The sequence below is a fragment of the Porphyromonas sp. COT-239 OH1446 genome (assembly GCF_000768875.1).
In the GTDB taxonomy this organism is placed as follows: Bacteria; Bacteroidota; Bacteroidia; order Bacteroidales; family Porphyromonadaceae; genus Porphyromonas.
Map to the genome: position 1 here is coordinate 24,517 of NZ_JRAO01000005.1, position 25,506 is coordinate 50,022.

At 56.3% G+C, this 25,506-nt stretch carries 19 protein-coding genes; 11 read left to right on the forward strand and 8 right to left on the reverse strand.

All coding sequences use genetic code 11. The features are described 5' to 3' along the window. Positions 1-88 precede the first annotated feature (88 nt). The 6 genes from HQ37_RS00895 to HQ37_RS00920 all read left to right on the forward strand — a co-directional run bounded on the left by HQ37_RS00895 (position 89) and on the right by HQ37_RS00920 (position 9,636). Positions 89-1,381, forward strand: a complete 1,293-nt coding sequence (locus tag HQ37_RS00895) for an anaerobic sulfatase-maturation protein (RefSeq protein ID WP_036879058.1) — start codon at positions 89-91, stop codon at positions 1,379-1,381. A 460-nt stretch (positions 1,382-1,841) separates the two neighbouring features. Continuing rightward, complete coding sequence (gene uvrA, locus HQ37_RS00900; protein WP_081951705.1) at positions 1,842-4,721, forward strand: excinuclease ABC subunit UvrA; 2,880 nt, start codon at positions 1,842-1,844, stop codon at positions 4,719-4,721. Between the two features lie 137 nt (positions 4,722-4,858). Next, positions 4,859-6,382 (forward strand): hypothetical protein, encoded by a 1,524-nt coding sequence (locus HQ37_RS00905; RefSeq protein ID WP_152566746.1) that lies wholly within the window; start codon positions 4,859-4,861, stop codon positions 6,380-6,382. 62 nt (positions 6,383-6,444) lie between these two features. Continuing rightward, the gene (locus tag HQ37_RS00910) at positions 6,445-7,323 is read left to right on the forward strand and encodes a nucleoside phosphorylase (RefSeq protein ID WP_036879064.1); all 879 of its coding nucleotides are present in this window, start codon (positions 6,445-6,447) and stop codon (positions 7,321-7,323) included. Positions 7,324-7,352: 29 nt separating this feature from the next. After that, positions 7,353-8,066: a hypothetical protein gene (locus tag HQ37_RS00915; RefSeq protein ID WP_036879067.1), complete on the forward strand. Its 714-nt coding sequence runs from the start codon at positions 7,353-7,355 to the stop codon at positions 8,064-8,066. Between the two features lie 28 nt (positions 8,067-8,094). Then, the gene (locus HQ37_RS00920; RefSeq protein ID WP_036879069.1) at positions 8,095-9,636 is read left to right on the forward strand and encodes a YifB family Mg chelatase-like AAA ATPase; all 1,542 of its coding nucleotides are present in this window, start codon (positions 8,095-8,097) and stop codon (positions 9,634-9,636) included. Positions 9,637-9,951: 315 nt separating this feature from the next. On the opposite strand, the gene HQ37_RS00925 is transcribed toward HQ37_RS00920, so the two are convergent. Genes HQ37_RS00925 through ruvX form a run of 5 tightly spaced genes read right to left on the reverse strand, consistent with a single transcriptional unit; the run spans position 9,952 to position 15,838 of the window. Then, complete coding sequence (locus HQ37_RS00925; RefSeq protein ID WP_036879071.1) at positions 9,952-10,791, reverse strand: tetratricopeptide repeat protein; 840 nt, start codon at positions 10,789-10,791, stop codon at positions 9,952-9,954. Positions 10,792-10,814: 23 nt separating this feature from the next. Then, a complete protein-coding gene (locus tag HQ37_RS00930; protein WP_036879074.1) occupies positions 10,815-12,737 on the reverse strand; it encodes an ABC-F family ATP-binding cassette domain-containing protein in 1,923 nt (640 codons plus the stop codon). A 10-nt stretch (positions 12,738-12,747) separates the two neighbouring features. Beyond that, entirely contained in the window at positions 12,748-14,790 is a 2,043-nt protein-coding gene (locus HQ37_RS00935; RefSeq protein WP_036879077.1) for a tetratricopeptide repeat protein, read from the reverse strand. A 6-nt stretch (positions 14,791-14,796) separates the two neighbouring features. Continuing rightward, entirely contained in the window at positions 14,797-15,360 is a 564-nt protein-coding gene (def, locus tag HQ37_RS00940) for a peptide deformylase (RefSeq protein WP_036879079.1), read from the reverse strand. Positions 15,361-15,367: 7 nt separating this feature from the next. Then, entirely contained in the window at positions 15,368-15,838 is a 471-nt protein-coding gene (gene ruvX, locus HQ37_RS00945; protein ID WP_036879081.1) for a Holliday junction resolvase RuvX, read from the reverse strand. A gap of 489 nt (positions 15,839-16,327) precedes the next feature. Between ruvX and pyrH the strand changes: the two genes are divergently transcribed. The 3 genes from pyrH (at position 16,328) to HQ37_RS00960 (ending at position 18,526) form a co-directional block, all read left to right on the forward strand. Beyond that, complete coding sequence (pyrH, locus tag HQ37_RS00950) at positions 16,328-17,053, forward strand: UMP kinase (RefSeq protein WP_036879082.1); 726 nt, start codon at positions 16,328-16,330, stop codon at positions 17,051-17,053. 28 nt (positions 17,054-17,081) lie between these two features. After that, positions 17,082-17,645 carry a ribosome recycling factor gene (frr, locus tag HQ37_RS00955; protein WP_036879085.1) on the forward strand — a complete coding sequence of 188 codons (564 nt, stop codon included), beginning with the start codon at positions 17,082-17,084 and terminating at the stop codon, positions 17,643-17,645. Between the two features lie 152 nt (positions 17,646-17,797). Next, the gene (locus tag HQ37_RS00960) at positions 17,798-18,526 is read left to right on the forward strand and encodes a hypothetical protein (protein ID WP_152566748.1); all 729 of its coding nucleotides are present in this window, start codon (positions 17,798-17,800) and stop codon (positions 18,524-18,526) included. A 96-nt stretch (positions 18,527-18,622) separates the two neighbouring features. Here HQ37_RS00960 and fmt read toward each other — a convergent pair whose 3' ends face one another. From fmt to HQ37_RS00975, 3 genes are read right to left on the reverse strand one after another with little or no spacing between them, the layout of a single operon-like run. Then, positions 18,623-19,576: a methionyl-tRNA formyltransferase gene (gene fmt / locus HQ37_RS00965; protein WP_036879172.1), complete on the reverse strand. Its 954-nt coding sequence runs from the start codon at positions 19,574-19,576 to the stop codon at positions 18,623-18,625. Between the two features lie 50 nt (positions 19,577-19,626). Continuing rightward, positions 19,627-21,429 (reverse strand): chloride channel protein, encoded by a 1,803-nt coding sequence (locus HQ37_RS00970; RefSeq protein WP_036879092.1) that lies wholly within the window; start codon positions 21,427-21,429, stop codon positions 19,627-19,629. Then, positions 21,426-22,016 carry an L-threonylcarbamoyladenylate synthase gene (locus HQ37_RS00975; protein WP_036879095.1) on the reverse strand — a complete coding sequence of 197 codons (591 nt, stop codon included), beginning with the start codon at positions 22,014-22,016 and terminating at the stop codon, positions 21,426-21,428. Before HQ37_RS00975 ends, HQ37_RS00970 begins: the two co-directional genes overlap by 4 nt. Positions 22,017-22,587: 571 nt before the next feature. Here HQ37_RS00975 and HQ37_RS00980 point away from each other — a divergent pair. Both HQ37_RS00980 and HQ37_RS00985 read left to right on the forward strand, forming a co-directional pair. Beyond that, on the forward strand, positions 22,588-23,145 hold the full coding sequence (locus HQ37_RS00980; RefSeq protein WP_036879098.1) for a pyruvoyl-dependent arginine decarboxylase: 558 nt from the start codon (positions 22,588-22,590) through the stop codon (positions 23,143-23,145). Between the two features lie 117 nt (positions 23,146-23,262). Further along, complete coding sequence (locus tag HQ37_RS00985) at positions 23,263-25,503, forward strand: GH92 family glycosyl hydrolase (protein ID WP_152566749.1); 2,241 nt, start codon at positions 23,263-23,265, stop codon at positions 25,501-25,503. The last annotated feature ends 3 nt before the right edge of the window (positions 25,504-25,506 follow it).

Below are 25,506 nucleotides of genomic sequence, written 5' to 3' on the forward strand. Positions count from 1 at the left end.
GGGTGCGAGAGCGTAAGAGCTCTGTCGCACCCTCGCTCTATTTGGCTGCGCTTCGCTATCTTTGGCTCGGTTTATCAAGGTGTCATCCATGGATCAAGATACAATACTGCTGGGGGAGAAGCGTCCCTTCCACATCATGGCCAAGGCCGCAGGGGCTGAGTGCAACATGCGCTGCGACTACTGCTACTACCTCGAGAAGGACAAGCTCTATCGTCCGAGCAAAGGGCCTCGCCAGCCCTCGCCTCGTCTGAGTGATGAGCTGCTTGAGCTCTACATCCGTCAGTACATCGAGGCTCAGCCCAGGCAAGCCCCTGTGGTCTTCACCTGGCATGGAGGCGAGGCTCTGATACGTCCGAGGAGCTTCTACCAGCGGGCTCTAGAGCTGCAGCAGCGGTACGGGCAGGGACGTCGGATAGAGAATACGCTACAGACTAATGGCCTATTGGTCAATGAGGACTGGTGTCGCTTCTTCCGAGATCATGACTTCCTCATTGGCCTCTCGCTCGATGGTTACCAGGAGCAGCACGATGCCTATAGGCGTACGGTGGGTGGGCTGCCTACCTTTGAGCGAGTCATGCGGGCGGTCGATCTGATGCAGCGATTGGGCGTGGAGTTTAACATCCTCTCCACGGTCAATACGCACAATGCTGACGATCCCGAGGGTTACTACCGCTTCATGAAGGGGATCGGGGTACGCTATATCCAGTTCACCCCGATTGTTGAGCGCATCGATGAGAGCTGTGCGCGCAAGGCCAACTTCGTCGAAGCTCCCTACATCCACGCCTCGGCCGAGAGCCGAGAGATGAATGGCCTCGAGCGGGTACGCCTAGCCCCGTATAGCATCACGCCAGAGCAGTGGGGGAGCTTCACCACGGGGGTCTTCGACGAATGGATTCGAGAGGATGTGGGCGAAGTCTTCGTGCAGCTCTTCGACTCGACCCTTGCGGGGTGGATGGGTGTAGAGCCTGGGGTCTGTACCCTGGGCAAGGTCTGCGGTCATGCTGGGGTGATGGAGCACAATGGAGATGTCTATAGCTGCGACCACTATGTGTATCCCCGCTATTTGCTGGGCAATATTCGTCAGAGAAGCCTCTCGGAGATGATGAATAGCTCGGAGCAGTACCGCTTCGGCCGTGCCAAGCTCGAGGGGTTGACGAAGCAGTGCCTGGAGTGCGAATACCTCTTCGCCTGTAATGGCGAATGTCCCAAAAATCGCTTCGCACAGAGCTCGGATGGCGAATGGGGACACAACTATCTCTGCTCGGGCTACTATCGTTTTTGGTCTCATGTAGCCCCCTACATGGACTATATGAAGCAATGTTTGCTACAGGGTCTGCCTGCATCCCAGGTCATGCGGGCTCATATCTCGAGGGACCAATAGGCCCTCGAGGCTGATCCTACTGACCCCTCGATGGAAGGCCCGTCTAGGGGCTAGATCTAGGGGGCGATAGACCTACACTTGCGAAAGTAATAGGATCTCGATCGAGGCCTAGATAGGAGCTCAAGTGAGCTCCTATCTAGGCCTCACTTGCATCCCTATCTATATCTCACTTGCCCTGCTTGTAGGGCTGATCTTCAGGGCCTGATAGCACTCAGAGAATGGGCCGATAGAGCTTCATCATGCGATCCCTATACGTCTTCGGAGTAAAACGTATACGTTTCACGGGCAAAACGTATACGTTTCGGGGCAAAAACGTATACGTTTCAGAGGCAAAACGTATACGTTTCGAGGGCAAAACGTATACGTTTCCGATACCAGGGGTATTCTGCCGCCTCATGCAGGGAAAATTAGACCTAGGGCTACGGACTAGTTTTGCACGGAATAAGTACCTTTGCCCCCTATGGATCAGCAACCTAACACAGCCTCCCACGAGGAGCATTTGACGCAGCCCCATCGACCTCATGCAGATGCCACTGGCTTCATCCGCCTCAGAGGCGTGCGGGTAAATAATCTCAAGAGCATCAACCTAGATATTCCCCGTGGGCAGCTGCTCTGCATCACGGGTGTGAGTGGCTCGGGCAAGAGTTCGCTCGCCTTCGACACGCTCTATGCCGAGGGTCAGCGTCGTTACGTCGAGAGCCTCTCTGCCTACGCCAGACAATTCCTGGGTCGTATGGCCAAGCCCGAGTGCGACTCCATCTCCGGTCTCCCCCCAGCCATAGCCATTGAGCAGCGGGTCATTAGCCGCAATCCTCGCTCGACTGTGGCCACCTCGACAGAGATCTACGAATATCTTCGCCTGCTCTACGCCCGTGTGGGGCAGATGATCTCCCCGATCAGCGGCCAGGAGGTGAAGAAGCATCGGACGAGCGATGTCATCGAGCTGGCCAGTTCGCTCCCCGAGCGAAGCCGTCTCTATCTAGCAGCTCCGATCGCCTTGCCCGAGGGCAGAAGCCTTGGCCAGCATCTAGAGGTGCAGCTACAGCAGGGCTATAGCCGCCTGTGGCATCGGGGTGGGGTAGTGCAGATCGAGGACTTCGACCCGAGTGCCGAGACGGATGAGCAGCCCATGCTCCTGATCGATCGCCTAGCCTTGAGTTCAGATCCTGAGCAGATGATCCGCCTGGGCGAGTCGGTCGAGACAGCCTTCTTCGAGGGGCGTGGTCGCTGCGTCCTATTCGTTCAGAGGCCAGAGGGAGAGCTCAGCGAGTACAGCTTCAGCAATATATTCGAAGCCGATGGGCGAGTCTTCCAGGAGCCGACGCCCGAGATGTTCAGCTTCAATAATCCTATTGGGGCTTGTCCCGAGTGCGAGGGCTTCGGTCGTGTGATGGGGATCGAGGAGGAGCTGGTCATCCCGAACCCCAATCTCTCCGTCTTCGAGGGCTGTGTGGCGGCTTGGCGTGGAGCGGTGTCCTCGGCCTGGCAGCAGGCCTTCATCCTTCATAGCCAACCGCTAGGCTTCCCCATTCATCGCCCTTACAGAGAGCTAACGCCCGAGCAGAAGGAGATGCTCTGGCGAGGTGTGCCCTGGGAGAATGACCTCTATCGTCTCATCGGGATCGATACCTACTTCGCCATGCTACAGAGAGACATCCACAAGGTGCAGAATAGGGTACGCCTCTCTCACTTCAAGGGCAAGACTACCTGCCCCAGCTGTCATGGTGGGCGGCTCAAGGCCGATGCCCTCTGCGTTCAGGTCGGGGGGCGAAGCATTGCCGAGGTCGTGCGTATGACCCTCGACGAGGCGAAGGCCTTCTTCGACAGCCTCGAATTTGACGAAGCTCGGGCACATATCGCTCGTCGGCTGCTTACAGAGATCCGTTCTCGCCTGAGCTTCTTGCAGGAGGTCGGCCTGGGTTACCTAACCCTAGATCGCCTCTCGAATACCCTCTCGGGTGGCGAGAGCCAGCGTGTAACCCTGGCCACGCAGCTGGGCAGCAGCCTCGTGGGCTCGCTCTATGTCCTCGACGAGCCCAGCATTGGCCTGCATCAGCGAGATACTTCTCGCCTCATCGGGGTGGTCAAGCGTCTCCGAGACCTCGGCAATACGGTCGTCGTCGTCGAGCATGACGAGGAGATGATGCGTTCGGCGGACTTCATCGTCGACATAGGCCCAGATGCAGGCCAGTACGGAGGAGAGGTGATCTACAGTGGCCCTGTCGGAGAGATTGGCCTCGAGACCCCAGGCCATACGGCAGCCTTCCTATCGGGTCGCGAACGCATCCCTCTGCCGCAGAGGCGTAGGCCTTGGCGAGAGTATATCGAGGTCATAGAGGCCTCAAGGCACAACCTCGATCGTCTGAGTCTTCGCTTGCCGCTCGAGGCTCTAGTCGTCGTGAGTGGTGTCAGCGGCTCGGGCAAGAGCACTCTGATCCGAGACATCGTCTACGAAGGGGTGCAGCGTCTCCTCTCGGGCGAGGGGGGCGAGCCGCAGCATTGCACCGCCATCCGAGGCAGCCTGGCGCGTATAGACCATATTGAGTATGTAGACCAAAACAACATCGGGCGGAGCTCACGCTCAAACCCAGCTACCTACATCGGAGCCTTCGATGAGATCCGTAAGCTCTACAGCGACCAGCCACTAGCCAAGCAGATGGGTTACAAACCCTATTACTTCAGCTTCAATAAAGAGGGCGGGCGATGTGAGCGATGCAAGGGGGATGGCTTCACCCTCGTGGAGATGCAATTCATGGCCGATATTACGCTCGTGTGCGACGAATGTGGTGGGATGCGCTTCCGTCGAGATCTGCTCGAAGTAGAGTACAGAGGAGTGAATATTCACCAGCTGCTAGAGATGAGCGTAGACGAGGCGATTGAGTTCTTCGGAGCTCAGACCGACGAGAAGAACAAGACCTGCCAAATGATCGTGCAGAAACTCCGTCCTCTACAGACGGTGGGGCTCGGCTACATCAAGATTGGCCAGTCCAGCTCCACCCTCTCGGGTGGGGAGAATCAGCGCGTCAAGCTCGCCTATTATCTAGGCAAGGGATCTCGAGAGCGGACGCTATTTATCTTCGACGAACCCACTACGGGACTTCATCCTAGGGATATTCGTACACTACTCTCAGCCTTCAATGCTCTGGTTGATGCTGGGCATTCGGTCATCATCGTCGAGCACAACCTCGACGTGATCAAGTCGGCAGACTGGGTCATCGACCTAGGCCCAGAGGGTGGGGGCGGTGGAGGTCAATTGGTCGCCGAAGGCACACCTGAGGAGGTCGCCCAAGTAGAGGCCTCGTGGACGGGTAGATACCTGCGACATGCTCTTGATTTCTAGCTCTTTGTCTTTCTTTCCATCAGAGGCATTGGGCCGAGAATTAGGAAAAGGAACGTAAATTTGCTACATTTACAGACCCATATCGTTGAGGCTGCCCCGCAGTCTTTATTGTCAATTGATTTAGTCTCAGGATAGATATGCAAACGAAGTACATGACTCATATGGGGCGCACGCTGCTGCGCCTCTTCATCCTCGTTATTCTCGTTAGCGTTGCATCTCCCGAGCTCTCTGCTCAGAGACGCAAGCGAGTGGTCAAGCGTGCCCAGAGGACTGTCGTAACCAAAAGGACTCAGCAGCCCACAGATACGGTCGCAGCATCCAAGGCCACCATTGCCGAGGCTTCTGTACGCTCTGACAGCACACAGACCGAGCCTGACAGCACTCGGATGACCCCCGACAGCCTCCAGAGAGTCGTCGAACCGCTTCGGGGCGATAGTACAGCCTTAGCCCCCGATAGCCTTGCTCGTCCCGTAGAGCCCTCGGCCGAGGAGGCCTCGAGCGAGGACGCAGCATCTGCCTCGCTGCTCGGCAGACCCATCGCTCAGGTTATGCTCTCGGAGATCGAGAACTGCCTGCACGACTATGACCTCGCCACAGCCGCCGATCTCATTACACGCTACATAGACAAGCATTTTCCCGATAGGGCAAATATCACTCCCGAGGCTGCGGCCCTCGAGACCCGGGTCTTGCGAGCTCAGCGAATGCTCCAGTCTGTAGAGCGTGTGGAGCTCCTCGATAGCCTCCGCACTTCGAAGGCCTTGATCTATCCGCAGGCGACCCTACAGCCTGCCGACCGCTGGGATCTTAAGCAGGCCTATGCGATGATACGAGGTTTTATGGACAAGCGAAGACTCAATCGCTTGCGCACCATAGACACAGAGACAGGTGCGAGGGACCTCTTCTGGGAGATCCGAATTGATAGTCAGTGGATTGCTCACGAGGCACAGAATGCCCTGCCCAACACGAAGGCTAATGAAGCCTTCCCTACACTGGCCGAGGATGGCTCTACGATCATCTTTGCCCGAGCCGACAGCACCTCTCTAGGGGGCTATGACCTGATGAGTAGCCGATACGTGAGCAGCAAGGGGACGATCTTCGAGCCCGTTGCTTTGGGCTACCCCTTCAACTCTCCCTACAACGACTATGCCCTCCTCTACGATGAGGAGATGGATTTAGGCCTCTTGATTAGCGATCGCTTCTGCCCCGACGATACCGTTGTCCTCTATACTTTCCGAGGTCGCCCTGCAGCTCTTGGAGGTAAAGCAGGGGAAGAGCTCCTTATAGATACTCCCAATGCTCGAGCGATTCTATCGCTCTCAGGCTTGCCCTTGAGCGGAGCAAATGCCTCGACGAACAAGCCCGTCCAGGAGAGCCTCTACTTGCCCCTCAAGCGAGGACAGGTCTGCCGCAGATGGAGCGATTTCGAGAGCAATCAGGCCATAGAGCTCTACAAGCAGGCCCTCAGCCTGGAGGGGCAGCTCTCCAAACTCCGAGGTGAGCTGCGTAGCCTCAAGAAAGCCCTGCATAGCAACCCCAAGGACGAGGCTGCAGCTCAGCGGGTGATGGAGCTCGACCACGAGATTGAGCAGCTTGACGAGCAATATCATATCAAGCTCGTGCAGGCGAAGAATTACGAAATTCAACAGCGAAAACTAGATTAACTCTCACTTATCCCCACAGAGCAAGGGGCTCTGCTGAGGTCGTGAACCAAAGACATAAGACAATGCAACAAGCACGCATCATCCCCCCCTCGGAGCTGATCATCAATGGCGATGGCTCCGTCTTTCACCTACACATTCGTCCAGAACAACTCGCCGACAAAGTCTTCCTCGTAGGTGATCCTGCTCGGGTAGACCTAGTGGCCAAGCACTTGGATAGCATCGAGTGCAACATCAGTAGTCGAGAGTTTCACACCATCACAGGCTTGTATCGAGGCAAGCGCATCAGCATCATCAGCCATGGCATTGGCACGGACAATATCGACATCGTACTCAACGAACTGGATGCTCTCGCAAACATTGACTTCGAGACGAGACAAGTTAAGAGCGAGTTTCGCCAGCTCACTCTAGTTCGTGTCGGTACCTCAGGAGGTTTGCAGGCTGACACACCGATAGGTACTTATGTGGCGGCTGAGCATAGTATTGGCTTCGATGGAGTGCTCTACTTCTACGGGGATACGCAGCGTGTACGCCATTTGGAGTTTGAGAGAGAGCTCCTGTGTCAGCTGGATTGGCAGATCGAAGGGCTTAAGCCTTATGTCGTCAGCGCAACGCCTGACCTTGTCGAGCAGATCGCCCAGGGAGATATTCTGCGAGGCAATACGATCGCAGCTAATGGATTCTATGGGCCACAGGGCCGTAAGCTGCGTCTTGAGCTCCAAGACCCTATGCTGAATAAGAAGATCGAGCAATTCGACTTCGGGGGTCGTCGCCTCACCAATTATGAGATGGAGAGCTCTTCGCTAGCAGGCCTTGCCGCCCTAATGGGACACAGAGCCCTAACTGTATGCTGTATTATCGCTGGGCGTAAGGCCGAGCGTATGAACACTGACTATAAGGGCAGTATTGAGGGGCTTATTAGCCTTGTCCTCGATCGGATCTAGCCCGATCATTCCCGAACAATGCAGTCGGCATGAAGCGCAAGCATCTCCTCTCGCCCATACTTCTCTGCATCCTCACACTTGGCTGGCCTCTCTACTCTTGTAGAGAGGTCGGTCGAGTATTGCCCTTAGAGGTTAGCCTCGATGTCCTCGAGAGCGACGAACCAGTTGTCTCGGTGGTCTCTCTTGGCCCGGAGCACCGCCGTACGGATAGCCTCCCTTTGCCCGCCGAAGGGCGACTAACCCTCTCGCCCGATACGACCCTCTATAAAGAGCTCCTTTTGGGCTACGACGAAGGGAGGCGACTGAGACGCTTCGTCCTTCGAGATCGTTCCTGGGTCGAGGATCTAGAGGCTGATAGCCTCCTCCCGATGCCAAAGAAGATGATCAACTTCAATGCCGTAGATGTGGAGGGCAAGCACCGCATCCTCTCAGATCTCTCTGAGGCAGGCCCTACGGTCTTGGTCTTTGCCCATCCTGTGAGCCGCCAGACCCTCGATAGCCTCCGTCGTGATAGCCTTGTACGGGCTTATCCTCAAGATAGTCTGCGCTTCGTCTACATGATGCTTGAGGTGAGCAGCTCAGTCGTACGGGATGAGCTGCGTCGGCAGAGGCTCAAGGGTATTGCCTTCTCCGATACGCTCGGCATTGTCTCCCGAATGCGTGCGGCCTATGGCTTAGAGCGTAGTGCTCGGGTAGAGGCTTTCGTCATCGACTCCCTGACCCAGCTACACCATCTCCCCTAATCTAACCCTCATCCAACCTCCTTATACCATGCTTGTCAAGACCTATGCTGCAGCCCTGCAGAGCATCAATGCTCGTACGGTTACTGTCGAGGTGAACTGTACTCCAGGTTCTTACTTCCAGCTGGTGGGCTTACCCGATGCAGCGATCAAGGAGAGCCAAGACCGCATTATCTCGGCTATTGATAGTGCGGGGTTCAAGTTCCCTGGTAAGCGTGTGGTTATTAATATGAGCCCTGCGGATCTGCGCAAGGAAGGCTCGGCCTACGACCTCCCCTTAGCCATTGGGATCTTGGCAGCAGACGAACAGATCCCTGCCGAAAGCCTAGAGCACTACATGATCATGGGCGAGCTCTCCCTCGATGGAAGCCTTCGCCCTATCCGTGGGGCTCTTCCCATAGCGATACAGGCTAGAGCAGAAGGCTATCGAGGTCTCATTCTCCCACGGCAAAATGCTCGAGAGGCTGCTGTGGTCAATCGCCTAGAGGTCTATGGAGCCGAAAGTCTCAGCGAGGTCATTCAGATGCTTAGTGGCCGAGGGGCTATCCCTCGCATGGAGGTAGACACTCGTCGTACCTTCGCCGAGGCACAGCGAGAGACACTCTTCGACTTTGCCGAGGTGAGGGGGCAGGAGAATGTCAAGCGCGCCCTAGAGGTTGCCGCGGCGGGAGGGCACAATGTCCTCATGATAGGAGCTCCAGGAAGTGGTAAGTCGATGATGGCTAAGCGTCTGCCGAGCATCCTGCCTCCCTTCACCCTCGGAGAGTCGCTTGAGACAACGAAGATCTATTCGGTTGCGGGTAAGCTCGGCCAGGATGTAACACTGATGACCTCACGTCCCTTCAGAGCCCCACACCATTCGATCTCTCCTGCAGCCCTTGTGGGCGGGGGGAGTAATCCTCAGCCAGGAGAGATCAGCTTAGCGCATCACGGAGTGCTCTTCCTTGACGAACTCCCTGAGTTCAATCGCAACGTACTCGAGGTCATGCGTCAACCGCTGGAGGATCGTATGGTAACGGTTGCTCGAGCTCGCTTCTCGGTAGATTATCCCGCTAGCTTCATGCTCGTGGCAGCGATGAATCCTTGCCCCTGTGGGTATTATAATCACCCTACTCGCCCTTGTGAATGTACTCCGCAGCAGGTTCAACGCTATTTGGGCAAAGTCTCTGGCCCGCTACTTGATCGCATTGACCTACAGGTGGAGATTGCCCCCGTGCCCTTTGAGAAGCTGTCGGAAGAAGTCCCTAGCGAGAGCAGTGCAGCTATTTGTGCCCGTGTCGTGGCTGCTCGAGAGGTTCAGAACAGACGCTTCGCCGATCATCCCTCTGTGCACTGTAATGCTCAGATGACACCACAGCTGATGCAGCTCCACGCCCGCCCCGATGCTCGAGGGTTAGAGCGGCTGCGCACGGCCATGGAGCGGCTTAACCTCTCGGCCCGAGCCTACGATCGCATTCTCAAGGTGTCTCGTACGATCGCAGACCTTGAGGGTAGTGAGCAGATCCAGCATCAGCATATTGCCGAGGCAATCCAATACCGAAGTTTGGATCGGGGCAATTGGGGGCAGCAATAGGCCTGCCCCCCTTAGCCCGGTAAATACACTCTTGAAGGAGGACTCTCGGCCTCCTTCATCCTCCCCTTTTCTGAAAATGAGTTAAGAGCTCGATCTAGATCCTACCGAGGTCTCGATCGAGCTCTCGTCTATGGCCTCTGTGGAGGTCTAAGCAGGCTCTCACTCGAGGCTCAGATAGGACTTCACTTGAGGGCCTACTTGAGTCTCGATGGAGATATAAGTAGGACTTCGATCGCAATCCTATCTAAGTCTCTGCAGAGAGGGTATCGGGAGCTCCGAGGAAGCCGTTATATTGCTGGGGATGAGGAGAGGGGATCAGCGAGGCTGTAGGCCCTTGCGATCGATCTCGGAGGCAGTCTGCTCGTCGGAGAGGGCCGCCTTAGCATCGCCCAGGGCACGAGAGATCTGTGCCCGAAGACGATAGAGCTCTGCCGAGGGTACAAGGCCTGCATACTCGAAGGCCTTGGATATATCCCTCTGAGCGAAGCCCATCATCCCTCGAGCTAGATACATACGAGCTCGACCCTCGTACACCTCTGCATTCTTGGGCAGTTTGTCCACGAGGTAATCATAGATCCGTTCGGCCTCGGTATACCGTCCACGAGCCGTCTCGAGGAGGGCGTAGCCGATACGCCCTTTGAGTGTGGAGGGGTTCTGCTCGATGAGGTAGGAGAGATCTATATCGGCTAGATCATACTGCTTCGAGAGCATGTAGCTCATAGCCCTTTGGTAGCGATAGAGCTCGTCCTGCGGCTTGCTCGCCACGAGGATGGAGTAGTCGGTGATGGCCTTCAGATGCTCCCCCATCAGGGCATACAGACGAGCTCGATTGGCCCGAACGATAAGGTTATCCTGATCCATGTCTAATGCTCGGGTATAGGCCTCGATGGAGGCTTCGTTGCGGCCGAGTAGCTGACGCAGGGCAGCGACATTGTTCCATAGCATCGCATTGATCGGGTGCTTGGGGTGAAGGGCAATAGCCTGGAGCATATAATGCTCCGCCTCGGCATAGCGACCCTGGTTCCCACATTGGAAGCCCGAGTCAAGGAGCACGGCAAAGCGATCGTCGCTCTCTCTTTGGGCAATAACCTCCTGGGCTGACAACTCTAGGGAGAATAGCATCGAGAGGAGGATTAGGATATTTCTCAGCTTCATCTTATGTTGATCTATATCATGACTTACTGGGCCTCTTCGAGCTCGAGGCTAAGCTCTTCCCAACGCTCGAGGAGCTGCTCTTGCTCGGTTTTGAGCCTTTGGTAGGCATCGAAGAGTTCGCCTCTCGTATCCCCCTGAGCAATGCGCTCCTCGAGGACAGTACGCTCTCGGTCGATGGCCTCGCTACGCTCCTCTACAGCCTTGAGCTCCCGCTCGAGGGCTCGACGCTGCTTGGCCTGCTCTCGCTGCATCTTATAGTCAAGAGCCCCAGCACTCTGGGTCGATGCCTCGGCCACCCTCTCAGGTGTAGGCGAGCTGGAGAGGGCCTCTGCCTCCTCGGCATCTCTACGGTGTAGCCAATCGTAGATCCCCCCCATGTGCTCCCGCACACGGCCGTCCTTGAACTCATAGATTCGCTCGACGAGGCCATCGAGGAAGTCTCGGTCATGCGAGACGAGGATCACAGTGCCGTCGAAGCGGGCAATAGCCTCTTTGAGCACCTCCTTGGATCGGATGTCGAGGTGATTGGTTGGTTCGTCGAGGATGAGCACGTTGTAGGGCTTGAGTAGGAGCTTGATTAGGGCTAGGCGTCCACGCTCACCTCCGCTGAGTACGGAGACCTTCTTCTCCGAGAGCTCTCCACCGAACATGAATGCTCCAAGTAGATCATTGATCCTCAGGCGGATGTCTCCCTGTGCCTCTCGGTCGATCGTCTCGTAGATCGTGAGGTTATTGTCCAGCTCCTGAGTCTGTGTCTGAGCGAAGTAACCGATCTCGACCTGGTAGCCGAGCTCTAGGCGACCCACATAGTCCGTGATCTCACCCATGATGCACTTGATCATGGTGGACTTACCCGCCCCATTCTTCCCGACAAAGGCAACCCGCTCCCCTCGTCGTATGGTCATATCGACCGAGGAGAAGACCACCTGCTCGCCATAGCTTTTGCCCAGCCCTTCGGCTACTACTGGGTAAGCCCCCGAATGCGTCGCAGGGATGAAGCGGAAGTGCATCGAACGCTGATCCACCTCGTCGATCTCAATACGCTCGATGCGCTCTAGCTGCTTGAGGCGGCTCTGTACCTGAGTCGCTTTGGTAGCTTTGTAGCGGAAGCGTTCGATGAACTCCTCAGTGCTCTGAATACTCTTCTGCTGGTTCTCATAGGCCCTGCGCTGCTGCTCAAGGCGTTCGATCCTAAGCTCTAGGTAGTGGGAGTAGTTGGTTTTGTAGTCGTAGAGTCGGCCCAGCTCGATCTCGAGCGTTCGGGTGGTCGTAGCATCGACGAAGGCCTTATCGTGAGAGATGAGGATCATAGCACTAGAGCCCGTCGAGATAAACCTCTCGAGCCAACGGATAGACTCAATATCCAGGTGGTTGGTCGGCTCGTCGAGCAGGAGTAGGTCGGGGCGTTGGAGCAGGATCTTGGCCAGCTCGATACGCATCCGCCATCCCCCGCTGAAGCTCGAGCACGGACGGGAGAAATCCTCTCGGACAAAGCCTAAACCCATCAAGGTGCGCTCGATGAGGGCGTGATAGCTTCCAGCACTGAGCACCGAGAGCTCGTCGGAGCGTTGGCTGTAACGCTCGATCAGCTCAGTATAGTCCGAGGTGTCGTAGTCGGTTCGCTCGGCCATCTCCTCGGCTAAACGATCAACCTCTCTCGAGAGCGCAGCGATATGGTCGAAGACTTGCTCGCACTCCTCATACACTGTCCTGCCATCAACATGCTGCATCACCTGAGGCAAATAGCCGATGCGTAGCCCCCGAGGGGTAGCTATCGTGCCAGAGGTAGGGCTATCGAGCCCAGCGATGAGCTTGAGCAGGGTAGACTTACCCGCACCATTCTTGCCCACGAGGGCGACACGCTCTCGGGCAGAGATCACGAAGGATACATCACTAAACAGAGGTTCGCTGCCGAAGACGACCTCGACCTTATTGACAGATATCATCTATTCTCTTCTAACGGATACGTTTGAGGATGCTATAGGCTTCGTAGAGGCCCAGCTCTCCTGCCCTACTGATATCCTCAATGGCCGAGCGAGTATTGCCGACAGAGAGGTAGAGCAGGCCTCGATTATAGTACGCCTCACCGAACTGAGGGTTCAGCTCGAGGGCTCGGCTATAGTCCGCTATAGCTCGAGAGCTCTCGTTCATCGCAGCTAGGACGATGGCGCGATTGTAATAGGCATAGGCTAGGTCGGGCGAGAGCTCGATAGCTCGGTTGAGATCCGCCAGGGGATTGTCTGCCGAGATCACGAGCCTACCTCTGTGGGGCTCACTCGTCTGCCCTCGAGAGGGAGAGGTGGGCGAAGCCTTGGCAGAGGTCTCCTCTTGTAGGCGGCTCTGTCGCACCTCCTGCCGACGTAGCTCTGTGATGGCTCGGCCCATGTAGAGCAGGCTCTGCCTGGGCGATAGCTCAATGGCTCGGCTGTAGAGGCGATGAGCCTCGTCTAGATCCTGTAGGAGGCTTAGGGCAACGGCACGTATGGCAAGGGTGTTAGGGGCCTCTCCCTCCTCGGGGAAGAGGGCTAGGATCCTCGAGAGGGAATCAACCTCTCCTTCTTCGAGGGCACGCTTGCGCTCCCTGAGATATAGGCTTACGCCTCTGGGTAGGGCATAGTTGATCTCATCCAGCTGTCTAGAGTAATAGCTGCCGCCACCGATCTGGCTCTCGGAGCGCAGGTCGAAGAGACTTAGGTCGAAGTAACCCACAGGCTCGACAGCGGCTTGTCGGTTCTGCACAAGGCCTCTAGAGCGGCTCGAGTAAGAGGGCTTGTCTTCGGTATTGTGGAGGATCTTGCCCTCGATGAGCTGATTATACTTCTCAATGGCTTGATCCTCAGCCCCTCGGGTAGCCTTGGCCTGAGACTTAGCTCCTCGGGCCGAAGCCTTCTGGTAGGCCTTATTCTCTCTCAGATCGTAGACGTGCAGGCGGTCTCGCTGAGCTCCACGCTCGTCGCCGATTTGCTGGCGCAAGTGGGCTCGTTGCAGGAAGCCTGCCTCGAAGTTGGGATGGGAAGCCAAGACCTCATCTAGATCCTTCAGAGCCTCTCTTGTACGCCCCAGGTGGCTCAGCAGGAGGGCTCTATTGTAGCGGGCCATGTAGTTGGCGGGTTCACTGCCCACGATCTCGTCCCAGTCCTCGAGGGCTGGGCGATACTCCCCTACGTCGAGACGCAGGAGGGCTCTATTGTAGCGGGCAATGTGATTGGAGGGCTCTAGACGCAAGGCCTCTGTATAGTCTGCCATAGCCCCACGTAGGTTATTGATCTGATAGCGGCAAATGGCTCTATTGACGAAGAGCTGTGCCCCAGGGCGGTGCGAGAGGGATATGGCCTCGGAGAGGGACTGATCTGCTTTAGTATAATCCTTGGCCTGCATCGAGAGCTGCGCCCGAACGAGATGTGCGGGGACGAAGAGCGGGTCGCTCTCAAGCAGTTGCCGATTGAGCTCAACAGCCCGCAGCGTATCCCCCTGCCCTAGGGCGATGCGGGTACGCAGCTGCCCCACAGACTGGGTGTCATAGCCGAAGCGCACGAGGGTGTCTAGACTCCTAGACGAGGCCTCGTACTGCTCGGTCTCGAGCTGTGCGATGACGAGGTTGTATCGCATGGACTGATCCCCAGGCATGAGGCTAAGGCCCGACTGATAGTCCCCGATGGCCTCGGTATGGCGGGCAAGGTTTTGACGAGCCACGCCACGCAGCATGTAGGCCTTGCTGAGGAAGGGATTGCGTTCCAGGGCCTCGGAGGCATCTGCCTCTGCCCCCTCGTAGTCCTCAAGGCTGATCTTGGCGACGGCTCGATAGAAGTAAGGCTCGGCCATCCATGGACGCACCCCGATGATCTGGCTAAAGTGCCCGATCGAGACGACATAGTCGTTGAAGTGCAGGGCATTGCGCCCGATGGACATGACACGCTCTACATCTATCTGCGCATGGGAAACGCCGAGACAGATGAGCTGCAGGAGGAGGGCAGAGAGCCACCGAAGGCTTGATCTCATAATGGACTATTTCTTCGCCGAGGCGGCAACGACCCGATAGTGGGTGCGCACCTTACCCTTGGCAATATTCATTAGCTTACTCTTGATGAGTTGTTTACGGATCGAGGAGATATGATCGACGAAGAGTACCCCGTCAATGTGATCATACTCGTGTTGTATGACACGAGCGGCAAAGCCCTCGTAGGTCTCTCGGTGCGCAGCAAAGTGCTCGTCCACATACTCGATCGTGATCGAGTTGGGGCGGCGTACACTCTCCTGGATACCAGGGATGCTGAGGCAACCTTCACTCTCGCTGACCTGCTCCTCTCCGTGCTGCACGATGTGGGCATTGATGAAGACCTTCTTGAAGCCACGACACTCAGGATAGTCGTCGCCCATGGGGTCAGCATCTATGACGAAGAGGCGGATAGGCAACCCAATCTGTGGAGCTGCTAGACCGATCCCCTCGGAGTTGTACATCGTCTCCCACATATTCTCGATCAGGGTCGAGAGGTTAGGGTACTCGGGCGTAATGTCCCCCCCCATCTGACGGAGGACGGGATGACCGTAGAGATAAACGGGTAAGTTCATAGGAATATTATCTTTTTTTACTGTTCGTTGTGAGAAAATCGGGTAATTGAATCCCTCCAGAGCTCTCTCTTGAGGCTAAGTAGCTCTGTAATAGGATCACGGCACTCACCTCATCCACGAGGCCCTTGTCGCTCTGCCGCCTTATGCGCCCGATACCTGCCTCTCGGATCGTGCGCTGTGCTAGCTGAGAGGTAAATCGCTCATCCACCAGCTCAACGGGCATGTTGGGGAAGGCTCGAGAGAGTTGGCCAAGGAAGGGGCGAATGTAACGCATCGACTCAGACTCTTCATAGTTCATCTGTCGAGGATGGCCAACGATGATACGCTCCACAGGCTCTCGGCCGAGGTAGTCTACTAGGAAATCCATCAGCTGGTGTGTGGGGACAGTCCCGAGGCCACCAGGGGTAATCTGTAGAATATCCGTTACGGCCAGCCCCGTTCGTTTGCGACCATAGTCTATTGCTAGTATTCGTGCCATATCGCACAAAGATACGACCTTTTTCAGTACCCGACAGAGGCTTGGAGCAGGCGTTTCCCCCAGCGGATGCCTCGATAGGCTCTGCGGCGAGGGACTATCGAGCATTCGGCCGAAGACCTAGATGGGCATGCCTTCGAGCTCTAGATAGGCCCTCGATCGAGGTCTAAGTAGGATTGCCTTCGAGGCTCAGATAGGACTTCACTTGAGCTCCTATCTGAGTCTCTCTTGTCCTCTAGATGGGGGCTCAAGAGGGCATCCATCTAGACCTTTGGCAGAGGCCTCGATAGGCCTTCCCCTATGTCCCAGATGCCCCACTCTGCTCCCCGAGGCTGAGAGCTTGGTGGAGCTGAACCTGAGGCAATCTCGAGATCTCGGGGCTGAAGGGAGGGTGGGGCAATTGCATCCAGTGCGTTGGATCGTCTTTTGAGGTTGGGAAAAACCTCTTAACTTTGTAGCACATACAATATCTTCATCAGGTAAATACAGATAATGAAACGCTACAATAGAGTCCTGCTCAAGCTCAGCGGCGAGTCGCTCATGGGCGCACAGCAGTATGGGATAGACACTAATCGCCTCAGCGACTATGCACGGGATATACGAGCAGCTGTAGAGATGGGCACGCAGGTCTCGATCGTGATCGGTGGAGGGAATATCTTCCGAGGCCTCAAGGGTGCTACTCAGGGCTTCGACCGAGTGAAGGGCGATCAGATGGGTATGTTAGCCACTGTCATCAACAGTCTTGCGCTGAGCTCTGCTCTCAGTGCCGTGGGCGTTAAGAACCGTGTCTTAACGGCCATTCGTATGGAGCCCATCGGTGAGTTCTACACTAAATGGAAGGCCATCGAGCATCTCGAAGCTGGCGAGGTCGTTATCCTCTCCGCAGGTACAGGTAACCCCTTCTTCACTACCGATACGGGTTCGTCCCTCAGAGGCATTGAGCTAGAGGCCGATGTGATGCTCAAGGGTACTCGTGTCGATGGGATCTACACGGCTGACCCCGAGAAGGATCCGACAGCGACGAAGTATGACCGCATTACCTACGATGAGATCTATCGCCAGGGGCTTAAGGTCATGGATCTAACGGCTACGACTATGTGCATGGAGAATGACCTACCCATCGTGGTCTTTGATATGGATACCCCAGGCAATCTGCTGCGTGTGCTTCGAGGCGAACCCATCGGGACTTATGTAAGCAATTCCCTCTCAGAGCAATAACCATCCATTCTTTATATCGAGTAAACTAATGAGTGAACTAAAAAGCATGATCAGCCAGGCCAGTAGCCAGATGAGCAAGGCCGTTGATTACCTCGAGGAGCAGCTCTCTCGTGTGCGTGCGGGTAAGGCTAATCCTAAGATATTAGACGGCATCATGGTCGAGTACTATGGTAGCCTCGTCCCCCTCAATCAAGTGGGTTCGGTTACGATCCCCGATGCTAAGAGTATCGTGATTACTCCTTGGGAGAAGTCCGTGATCCGAGACATCGAGCGTGCGATCATCAATTCACCCCTGGGCATTACCCCTGAGAACAATGGTGAGCTGATCCGTCTAGGTATCCCCCCACTGACCGAGGATCGCCGCCGAGAGCTTGTCAAGCAGGTGAAGGCCGATGCCGAGGAGGCTAAGATCCGTGTGCGTAATGTGCGTCGTGATACCAATGATGCTATCAAGAAGAGCATCAAGACGGACAATACGCCCGAGGATGTCGCCAAGGATGCCGAGGCAGAGGTGCAGAAGCTCCACGACAAGAGCATCAAGCGCATTGATGAGATCTTCGCTGAGAAGGAGCGTGAGATCATGACTGTCTGATCTGTCAGCTGACCGATAGATCTTCCTTTACGCACATGGGGACGGGGCTTGGGCTTCGCCCCCATGTTTACAGGTGGATTGCCCCCTTTCGAGAGAGGGCTTTGCTATATCTTATACACATCACATATCAAAAACATTTCACAATCAATAGTATGCGGACAAAACTATTGCTGCTTCTTATCTGTGTGTGCAGCCTCAGCCTCTCCGACCTTTATGCCCAGCGGGTGATGCAGGATGTTGTTTATCTCAAGAATGGTTCTCGTATCCGTGGCATTGTCATCGAGTTTGTCCCTAGCAAGGGGGTCAAGATCGAGACGTCGGACGGTAGTCTCTTCGTCTTCAAGGAGGCGGAGATTGAGCGGATCGTTAGAGAACAGTCTCCCGAGCGAGGTGCTCTAGGGGGGAGTACCCTCGATCGAGGGGGCTATCTCGGCCTCTCCTTAGGGATCAGTGCCTCTCCATCGCTCGAGCAGCTGGGGGGAAGGATTGATCTAGTAGACTTCGGCTATCTGCTACACAAGAATATTGGCCTCTCTGCCAAGGTCGGAGCCAGTGTCTACGAGGTCTCCTCCGTCTCGATCAATGGTGTACCTCAGTATGATGATGCCCGGCTGATCCTCGGGCGAGTGCTTGCCGGGGGGCTCTTCTCTTTCTCTACGGGGAAGCATGGCCGGATCGAGCTCAAGCCCATGATCGGTCTTGGTTGGGCGAGCGTGACCAAGGTAGCTACCTCCTCAGCGATGTTCGCCTGGGAGGCTGGAGCGCAGTATCGCCTGCATTTGGGGCGCAGCACTGACTTGATGACGGGGCTGTCCTATTCTGGTCTAGGGGAGTTTACCGACTTCGCCCTCACCCTAGGCTTTGCCTTTAGGCTTCGTTAGGCCTCTATTCCCTTTGATCGCAAACCGCCCCCTCGACGAGGCTACAACCTCGTCGAGGGGGCGGATCTTTGTAGGGGGCGATTGACTCTGCGGCCTCTAGCTGCGTAGCCCGTTAAGTAGGGCTGCGGCAGTCATGGCTCTCTTGCCTGGTGGCTGTAGACAGATGAGGCGCAGCACACCCTCACTCGTTACGACGTCGATGGCCTTCTTCCCTCTTAGGAGGATCGAGCCTATGGGTAGCTTCGCCTCCTCGGCTGTCTCGTACGCTCGGGCCTCTGTCTCTAAGATCTTGTACTGCAATGCCTCGCCCCCTGCGATCGAGAGGCTAGCCCAGGCGCAGGGGAAGGGGTTCAGCCCTCGAACGAAGTTGTAGAGCTCACTGGCGGGGCGAGCCCAGTTGATCTCCGTATTCTCCCTCGTTAGCTTGGGGGCTGCGGAGGGTGTGAGAGGGCTATCATCTTGGGGTAGGGCCTGCGGTTCACCCTCGAGGAAGAGGTCAACTGTGCGCAGCAGAGTCTCTGCTCCGAGGTGCATCATACGGTCATGCACCGAGCCTACAGTATCGGTGGGGGAGATGGGCATGCGGGCCTGCAGGAGGATGTCCCCAGTGTCCAGCTCATGCTTGAGGCGGAAGGTGCTTACGCCCGTCTCCTCATCGCCATGGATTACCGCCCAGTGAATGGGAGCAGCTCCCCGATAGCGAGGCAGCAGCGAACCATGTAGGTTGATTGTCCCATAGCGAGGCAGTTGCCATACGACCTCGGGTAGCATGCGAAAGGCCACCACAATGCCCAGGTCGGGTGTAAGCTCCCGAAGGCGAGCGACGAAGGCCTCGTCTCGGAGCTTCTCGGGCTGTAGTACCTCGAGGCCCTGCTCGAGGGCGTAGGTCTTGATGCTGCTCTGGCGGAGCTTCATCCCTCTGCCAGCAGCCTTGTCGGGCATGGTTACGACGGCACAGACGTTGTACCCTCCCTCGACGAGTGCTTGTAGCGAGGGTAGGGCGAAGTCGGCTGTAGCCATATAGATGATCCTGAGATCTTGCTTGTTGATCTTTGTCATATCGGTTGGTGATAGAGGGGTGTGAGTCCTTGTCCTGGGGCTTAGTCCCCGATGAAGGTGTCGTTGAGCACCTCTCTGTAGTTGTTGAATATTTTGCTCTTGGAGATGAAGCCACGGTAACGCCCAGCCTCATCGACTACGGGGAGCTTCCACTCCTTACTCTCGTCGAAGATCTGCATGATGCGTACCATAGGCATATCGGGGCGCACCTTGATGCGGGGCGAGGTCATGATATGGCCCACCGTGTGGCGATCATAGAGCTCGGGACGGAACATGATGTTGCGGATATTGTCCAGCTCTACGATGCCGACTAAGACTCCGTCGGCATTGACCACGGGGAAGGAGTTGCGGTGGGTGGTCGAGAAGACCTTGACGAGCTCCCCGAGGCTCATCTCAGGGTGTACGACGTCGAAGTCTGTCTCGAGGACATGCTCGACATTCATCAGGGTGAGGACGGCGGTGTCCTTCTGATGCGTTAGCAGCTTGCCTTGCTCGTCGAGGCGCAGGGCGTAGATGCTTCGGGGCATGAAAATGCGTATCGTACCGTAGGCGGTGATGGAGACGACCATGAGGGGAAGGAACATCGCATATCCGCCCGAGAGCTCAGCGATGAGGAAGACCCCAGTCAGTGGGGCATGCATCACAGCTGCCATGAGGCCCGCCATCCCGAGCAGGACGTAGTTCTTGCTCGGCAGGTAGACATTGGTAAAGGAAAGGAAGTTGATCAGGAAAGAGAAGAGGAAGCCTGTCAGCCCACCAACGAAGAGCGTAGGGGCGAAGAGCCCACCACATCCGCCGCCTGAGTTCGTAGCCACGGAGGCGAATACCTTGAGTAGTACGATGAGTAGTAGGAAGGCAAAGACGATCCAGAACGAGCCCGCAAAAGGCTCGAGGAGACTACCCTCGAGCAGCTGCCCATATTGCCCACTTAGCAGCAGGTTGATCGTGCTGTAACCCTCGCCATAGAGGGGCGGAAAGAAGAAGATCAGCGAGCTGAGCACCAGTGCCGAGGCGAGGAATTTGTTGCGATAGTTCGCCATGCGCTTGAACTGCCCCTCCAGGCGAAACATTGTCTTGGAGAAGTAGAGGGCCATCAGCCCGCAGAAGATCCCGAGCAGGATCATCAGGGGGAAGTTGCTCGTCGAGTAAGGGTCAGTGTGTTGGTAGCGAAAGAGGATCTCCTGCCCCGAGAGCATGTACGATACGGCTGCGGCTGAGACAGAGCTCAGTAGTAGGGGAAGGACGGATGACATGGTCAGGTCGAGCAGCAGCACTTCAATGACGAAGACGAGTCCTGTGATGGGGGCCTTGAAGATCCCTCCTAGAGCCCCAGCCACCCCACAGCCAATGAGCAGCATGAGGTTACGCTGCTCGAGGCGGAAGATGCGTCCGAAATTGCTCCCTATAGCCGCACCTGTGAGCACGATAGGCGATTCGGCTCCGACCGACCCTCCGAAACTGATCGTCAGACCACTCGCAACGAGCGAAGACCAAGTATTGTGAGGCTTGATGCGGCTCTTGCGCTGTGAGATCGAGCTCAGCACTTTGGTGACCCCATGGCCAATATCATCTCTGAGTAGATAACGTACGAAGAGGCCGCTGAGCAGGATACCCACTACGGGGAAGATGAGATACCAATAGCTCCTCCCCCCAGCGTAGCCTAAGAGTAGATGCTCAATGCCGTGGATGAATTGCTTGAGTAGGGATGATAGGAGGGCCATCGTGATCCCGATCAAGAGGCTGAGCAGGAGGATGAAGTATCGTTCGCTAATGTATCGCTCGCGCCAGAGGATGAAGCGATCGAGCAGGGTTTGGCTCGAAGTCTTGAGGCTGTCTAGGGTCATGGACGAATAACTTTGACCTCAGCCCCAGGGCCGAGCTTGATGATCTGTGAGGGTTCGGCGACACTCTTGTCCTCCTGTCTGTAGCGCACGATATAGTCCACACCCTGTTTGATTTCTTCGCAGATGGCATCGAAAGTCATCGGCGTCGGGTCTCCGCTGAGGTTGGCTGAGGTAGAGACGATCGGCCGACGCATCCGTCGGCAGAGTGCTTGGGAGAAGGCTTCTCGGCTGCGACGGATGCCCAGGCTACCATCCTCAGCCAGGAGCGAGGGGGCAACGCCCCGAGCTCCGCTGAAGATGATCGTGATCGGGCGAATAGCCATATCCATCATGTCGAAGGCGATCTCGGGGGGCGTGTCTACGAGCGCATCGATTTGCCAGTCGTCGGCCACGAGCACGAGCATACTCTTGGCATCGGCACGGCGTTTGAGGTCGTAGATGCGTCGCACGGCCTCTTCGTTCGTGGCATCGCAGCCAATCCCCCAAATGGTGTCAGTGGGGTAGAGGATGAGTCCACCCGAGCGTAGAGTTTCGGTTGCCCGCTCGAGGTCTTCTCGGCAGAGGAGGGAGGGGTCTTTGTCGTTCATATATCTTTGGTCTGTGAGGAGGTCTTGGGCTGAGGTATTCTGCCCCTGACCTCTACTTTGTCTGTTCCTTTGCATAGGCAAAATTAGGAACACTTTGTCATACTTCTGATAGTTCATGCCTATAATCGGAGTGGCCGATTTGTGGTGTGCCCCAAGCCTCTATGCCCTTCCTCTCATCTTCTTTCCCCTTCGCATCCTATTTGATTGATTATTTGCTTTGATTATGAGTGGATTATATGCTTGTTTTCCATTGCTCCACTAGATAGACCAAATGATCTAGATAGGATCTAGGTTGAAGTCCTATCTATGCCTCGATGTCGATCCTATTTGAGTCTCGAGTACGCTCCTATTTATATCTCTTGGGTGATCCTATACGGGATCTCTGTCGAGGTCTCTTAGGCATCTCATTTTTTCTCTATTCGGAGTGTTATGGAGAGGCTTGTCCTCTGGCTCTCTTAACCCTTTGCAGAGTGCTTCCTAGGGATGATGGATATTTACTGCATTCGTTGTATCTTTGCGAGCAACAAGTAGTTTAGATAAAATAGTAATCACCTATAACTTAGTTTAGTAAATGAGCAATTACGTTGGGAATTTGATCCCTCAGTCCTTCTTCATCACGAAGGGTAGCGGCGAATCTGATTTGGAGTTGCACGCTGGATCATACCACATGGCTCTGCACGATGCAGGGATCTCTGACTTCAACATCATGGTCTACTCCTCCGTACTACCTGCTACGGCTCATATCGTCTCTATGGATGAGATCGATCTACCCCCCTTCGGTTCGGAACTCAAAACGATCCTAGCCGTATCGCATGGTCAGCAGGACGAGTTCGTCTCTGCTGGTGTGGTGTATGCCTGGATGTATGCTGACGAAAACTTCGATCAAAAGGTAGGTGGGCTCGTGTGTGAGGTAAGCGGACGCTACCGCATCGAGGAGCTAGAGGCTCGCCTGATTCGTGTGATCAACGACCTACATCAGAAGACCTATTCGCATTTCTATCTCGGAGAGTTGAACTTCGTTACTGAGGGGATCACCATCGAGAAGCGTTACGGTACAGCCCTTGCAGGTCTCTGCTTCGTAGATTTCGAGCTACCCCAGGTAGCAGCCCCAGCCAGTCGTCAGCACTAGTCGTCCTCGACGGTCTCCCTCTCACATCCTAAGGTCTGTATGCTTTAGCCCTCTTGGCCACGGCATACAGATCTTTTGCTTTTTTCGTGTCTCTATTCCCCTAACTTTTTTATAGCTATGACTATGTCTCTTCGCCCTCAGATTTGGCTTAGCCTACTGCTCAGCCTCGTCGCCCTCGTCTCCTGCCGCAGCTCCTCGGACGATGCGACCCATGAGCCCCTGCACAGGAGCGTTGATCCGCTCATCGGTACGGATTGGGTCGGCAATACCTTCCCCGGGGCTTCTCTTCCCTGGGGGATGGTGCAGCTCAGCCCCGACAATGGTTTGCCTGGTTGGGATCGCATTGCGGGCTATTACTACCCCGACAGTACCATTGCAGGCTTCAGCCACACCCACCTCAGCGGTACAGGGGCAGGCGATCTGTACGATATATCCTTCCTACCTACCGTCGGCAAACCTCTCGTGGATAGCCTGCCGCTGGGTCTGCACGCTCGCTTCTCCCATGCTCGGGAGGAGGCGCATGCGGGCTACTACTCCGTCGTGCTCGAGCCCTACGAGATACGGGTCGAGCTTACGGCTACAGAGCGTTGTGGCTTACAGGCCTATACCTTTGCCGAGGCTTCGGACTCGGCATGTATCGTGCTCAACCTGCACAAGGCGATGAACTGGGACCGTACCCTCGCTTCCTCGTTGAGCTTCAGTGAGAGCAATACCCTCATCCTCGGGCATCGCTACTCGGATGGATGGGCACGAGGGCAGCGGACTTACTTTGCTACCCGCCTCTCTCGAGCCCCCGAGCGGATCGAGATCGACAGCATCCCCCTGGCCGAGGATAAGTCCCAGAGGGTGTATGGGCACATTGCCCGCCTCTACTACTCCGTCCAGGCGGGTGAACGCATCACCCTGGCTACCGCCCTCTCGGGGGTAGACGAAGAGGGCGCACGGGCCAATCTAATGGCCGAGATCGACACCCTGGACTTCGACCTCTATCGTCAGCGGGCGGAGCGAGCCTGGGACGAGCGTTTGGCCTCCATCCGCATCCACGGGGCAACGCCTCGTGAGCAGCGTACTTTCTACACTGCCCTCTACCATAGCCTCCTATGCCCCACGATCTACAGCGACCGAGATGGCCGCTACCGAGGCCCCGATGGGCAGATCCATCGTACCGAGGCGGGCGGCAAGCGCTATAGTACCTTCTCTCTGTGGGACACCTACCGATCGGCCCATCCACTCTATACCCTCATCGCCCCCGAGGAGGCTCGGGATATGGTGCGCTCTCTCATCGACTTCGGCCATCAGAATGCGGGGCATCTGCCCGTGTGGAATATGCACGCCAGCGAGACCGATATGATGATCGGCTACCACTCCGTCCCCGTGATCGTCGAGGCGATCCTCAAGGGCATCTATCAGCCTAGCCCTGCCGAGGCAAAGCGGCTGACAGCCCTCATGCGCTCGACAGCCGAGCGGCAGGGCTATAGAGGCCTGGATGAGTATCGAGAGCGAGGATATATCTCTGCCGATAGGGAGGAGGAGAGCCTCTCCAAGACCCTCGAGTATGCCTACGACGATGCCGCCATCGCTGCCTGGGGGCGGCACGTGGGCGATAGCCTGCTGGTGTGGGACTACGCCGCTCGGGCACAGAGCTATCGGCAGCTGTGGGATGCCTCGACGGGCTTCTTCCGCCCTCGGCTGGCAAGTGGTGCTTGGCTCGAGCCCTTTGACCCCTTCGACTACAGCAAGCACATCACCGAGAGCAATGCCTGGCAGTACCTGATGAGCGTGCAGCACGACCCCGAGGGGCTCTGCGAACTGATGGGCGGGCCCGAGGGCCTGGGGCGTCGCCTCGATGCCTTCTTCTCTGCCGAGACACCTCGGCATATTGAGCTGCCCATCTTCTCCACGGGCATGATCGGGCAGTATGCGCACGGCAATGAGCCTGGGCATCACGTCCTTTGGCTCTACAACGTGGCTCGAGAGCCGTGGAAGGCTACCGACCTCTTGCGTCGCATCCTCGGCGAGCTCTATACCGACCGTCCCGATGGGATCTGCGGCAATGAAGACTGCGGTCAAATGTCGGCCTGGTATGTCTTCGCTTCTATGGGGCTGTACCCCCTCGACCCTGTGAGCTTGAGGTATGAGCTCAGCAGCCCTCTCTTCACTCGTAGCAAGATCGCTCTAGGTGAGGGCAAGAGCTTCGTGATCGAAGCCCCTGACCTCTCGGCCGAGCGTCGATACATCAAGCGGGTACTGCTCAACGGTCAGCCCATTAACCGCTCGTTCGTAACCCACGACGAGGTGCGCCGTGGAGGCAAGCTCACCTACGAGATGACCAGCGAGAGCGGCCACTGCTGGTATTAGAGG

Bases quoted from the DNA above. Each gene is read 5' to 3' on its own strand.
- HQ37_RS00935 (WP_036879077.1), bottom strand. From the start codon at position 14,790: ATGAGATCAAGCCTTCGGTGGCTCTCTGCCCTCCTCCTGCAGCTCATC.
- ruvX (WP_036879081.1), bottom strand. From the start codon at position 15,838: ATGGCACGAATACTAGCAATAGACTATGGTCGCAAACGAACGGGGCTG.
- HQ37_RS00925 (WP_036879071.1), bottom strand. From the start codon at position 10,791: ATGAAGCTGAGAAATATCCTAATCCTCCTCTCGATGCTATTCTCCCTA.
- HQ37_RS00985 (WP_152566749.1), top strand. From the start codon at position 23,263: ATGACTATGTCTCTTCGCCCTCAGATTTGGCTTAGCCTACTGCTCAGC.
- HQ37_RS00980 (WP_036879098.1), top strand. From the start codon at position 22,588: ATGAGCAATTACGTTGGGAATTTGATCCCTCAGTCCTTCTTCATCACG.
- HQ37_RS00905 (WP_152566746.1), top strand. From the start codon at position 4,859: ATGCAAACGAAGTACATGACTCATATGGGGCGCACGCTGCTGCGCCTC.
- pyrH (WP_036879082.1), top strand. From the start codon at position 16,328: ATGAAACGCTACAATAGAGTCCTGCTCAAGCTCAGCGGCGAGTCGCTC.
- HQ37_RS00930 (WP_036879074.1), bottom strand. From the start codon at position 12,737: ATGATATCTGTCAATAAGGTCGAGGTCGTCTTCGGCAGCGAACCTCTG.
- HQ37_RS00960 (WP_152566748.1), top strand. From the start codon at position 17,798: ATGCGGACAAAACTATTGCTGCTTCTTATCTGTGTGTGCAGCCTCAGC.
- HQ37_RS00970 (WP_036879092.1), bottom strand. From the start codon at position 21,429: ATGACCCTAGACAGCCTCAAGACTTCGAGCCAAACCCTGCTCGATCGC.
- HQ37_RS00895 (WP_036879058.1), top strand. From the start codon at position 89: ATGGATCAAGATACAATACTGCTGGGGGAGAAGCGTCCCTTCCACATC.
- HQ37_RS00915 (WP_036879067.1), top strand. From the start codon at position 7,353: ATGAAGCGCAAGCATCTCCTCTCGCCCATACTTCTCTGCATCCTCACA.
- def (WP_036879079.1), bottom strand. From the start codon at position 15,360: ATGAACTTACCCGTTTATCTCTACGGTCATCCCGTCCTCCGTCAGATG.
- frr (WP_036879085.1), top strand. From the start codon at position 17,082: ATGAGTGAACTAAAAAGCATGATCAGCCAGGCCAGTAGCCAGATGAGC.
- HQ37_RS00975 (WP_036879095.1), bottom strand. From the start codon at position 22,016: ATGAACGACAAAGACCCCTCCCTCCTCTGCCGAGAAGACCTCGAGCGG.
- HQ37_RS00910 (WP_036879064.1), top strand. From the start codon at position 6,445: ATGCAACAAGCACGCATCATCCCCCCCTCGGAGCTGATCATCAATGGC.
- uvrA (WP_081951705.1), top strand. From the start codon at position 1,842: ATGGATCAGCAACCTAACACAGCCTCCCACGAGGAGCATTTGACGCAG.
- HQ37_RS00920 (WP_036879069.1), top strand. From the start codon at position 8,095: ATGCTTGTCAAGACCTATGCTGCAGCCCTGCAGAGCATCAATGCTCGT.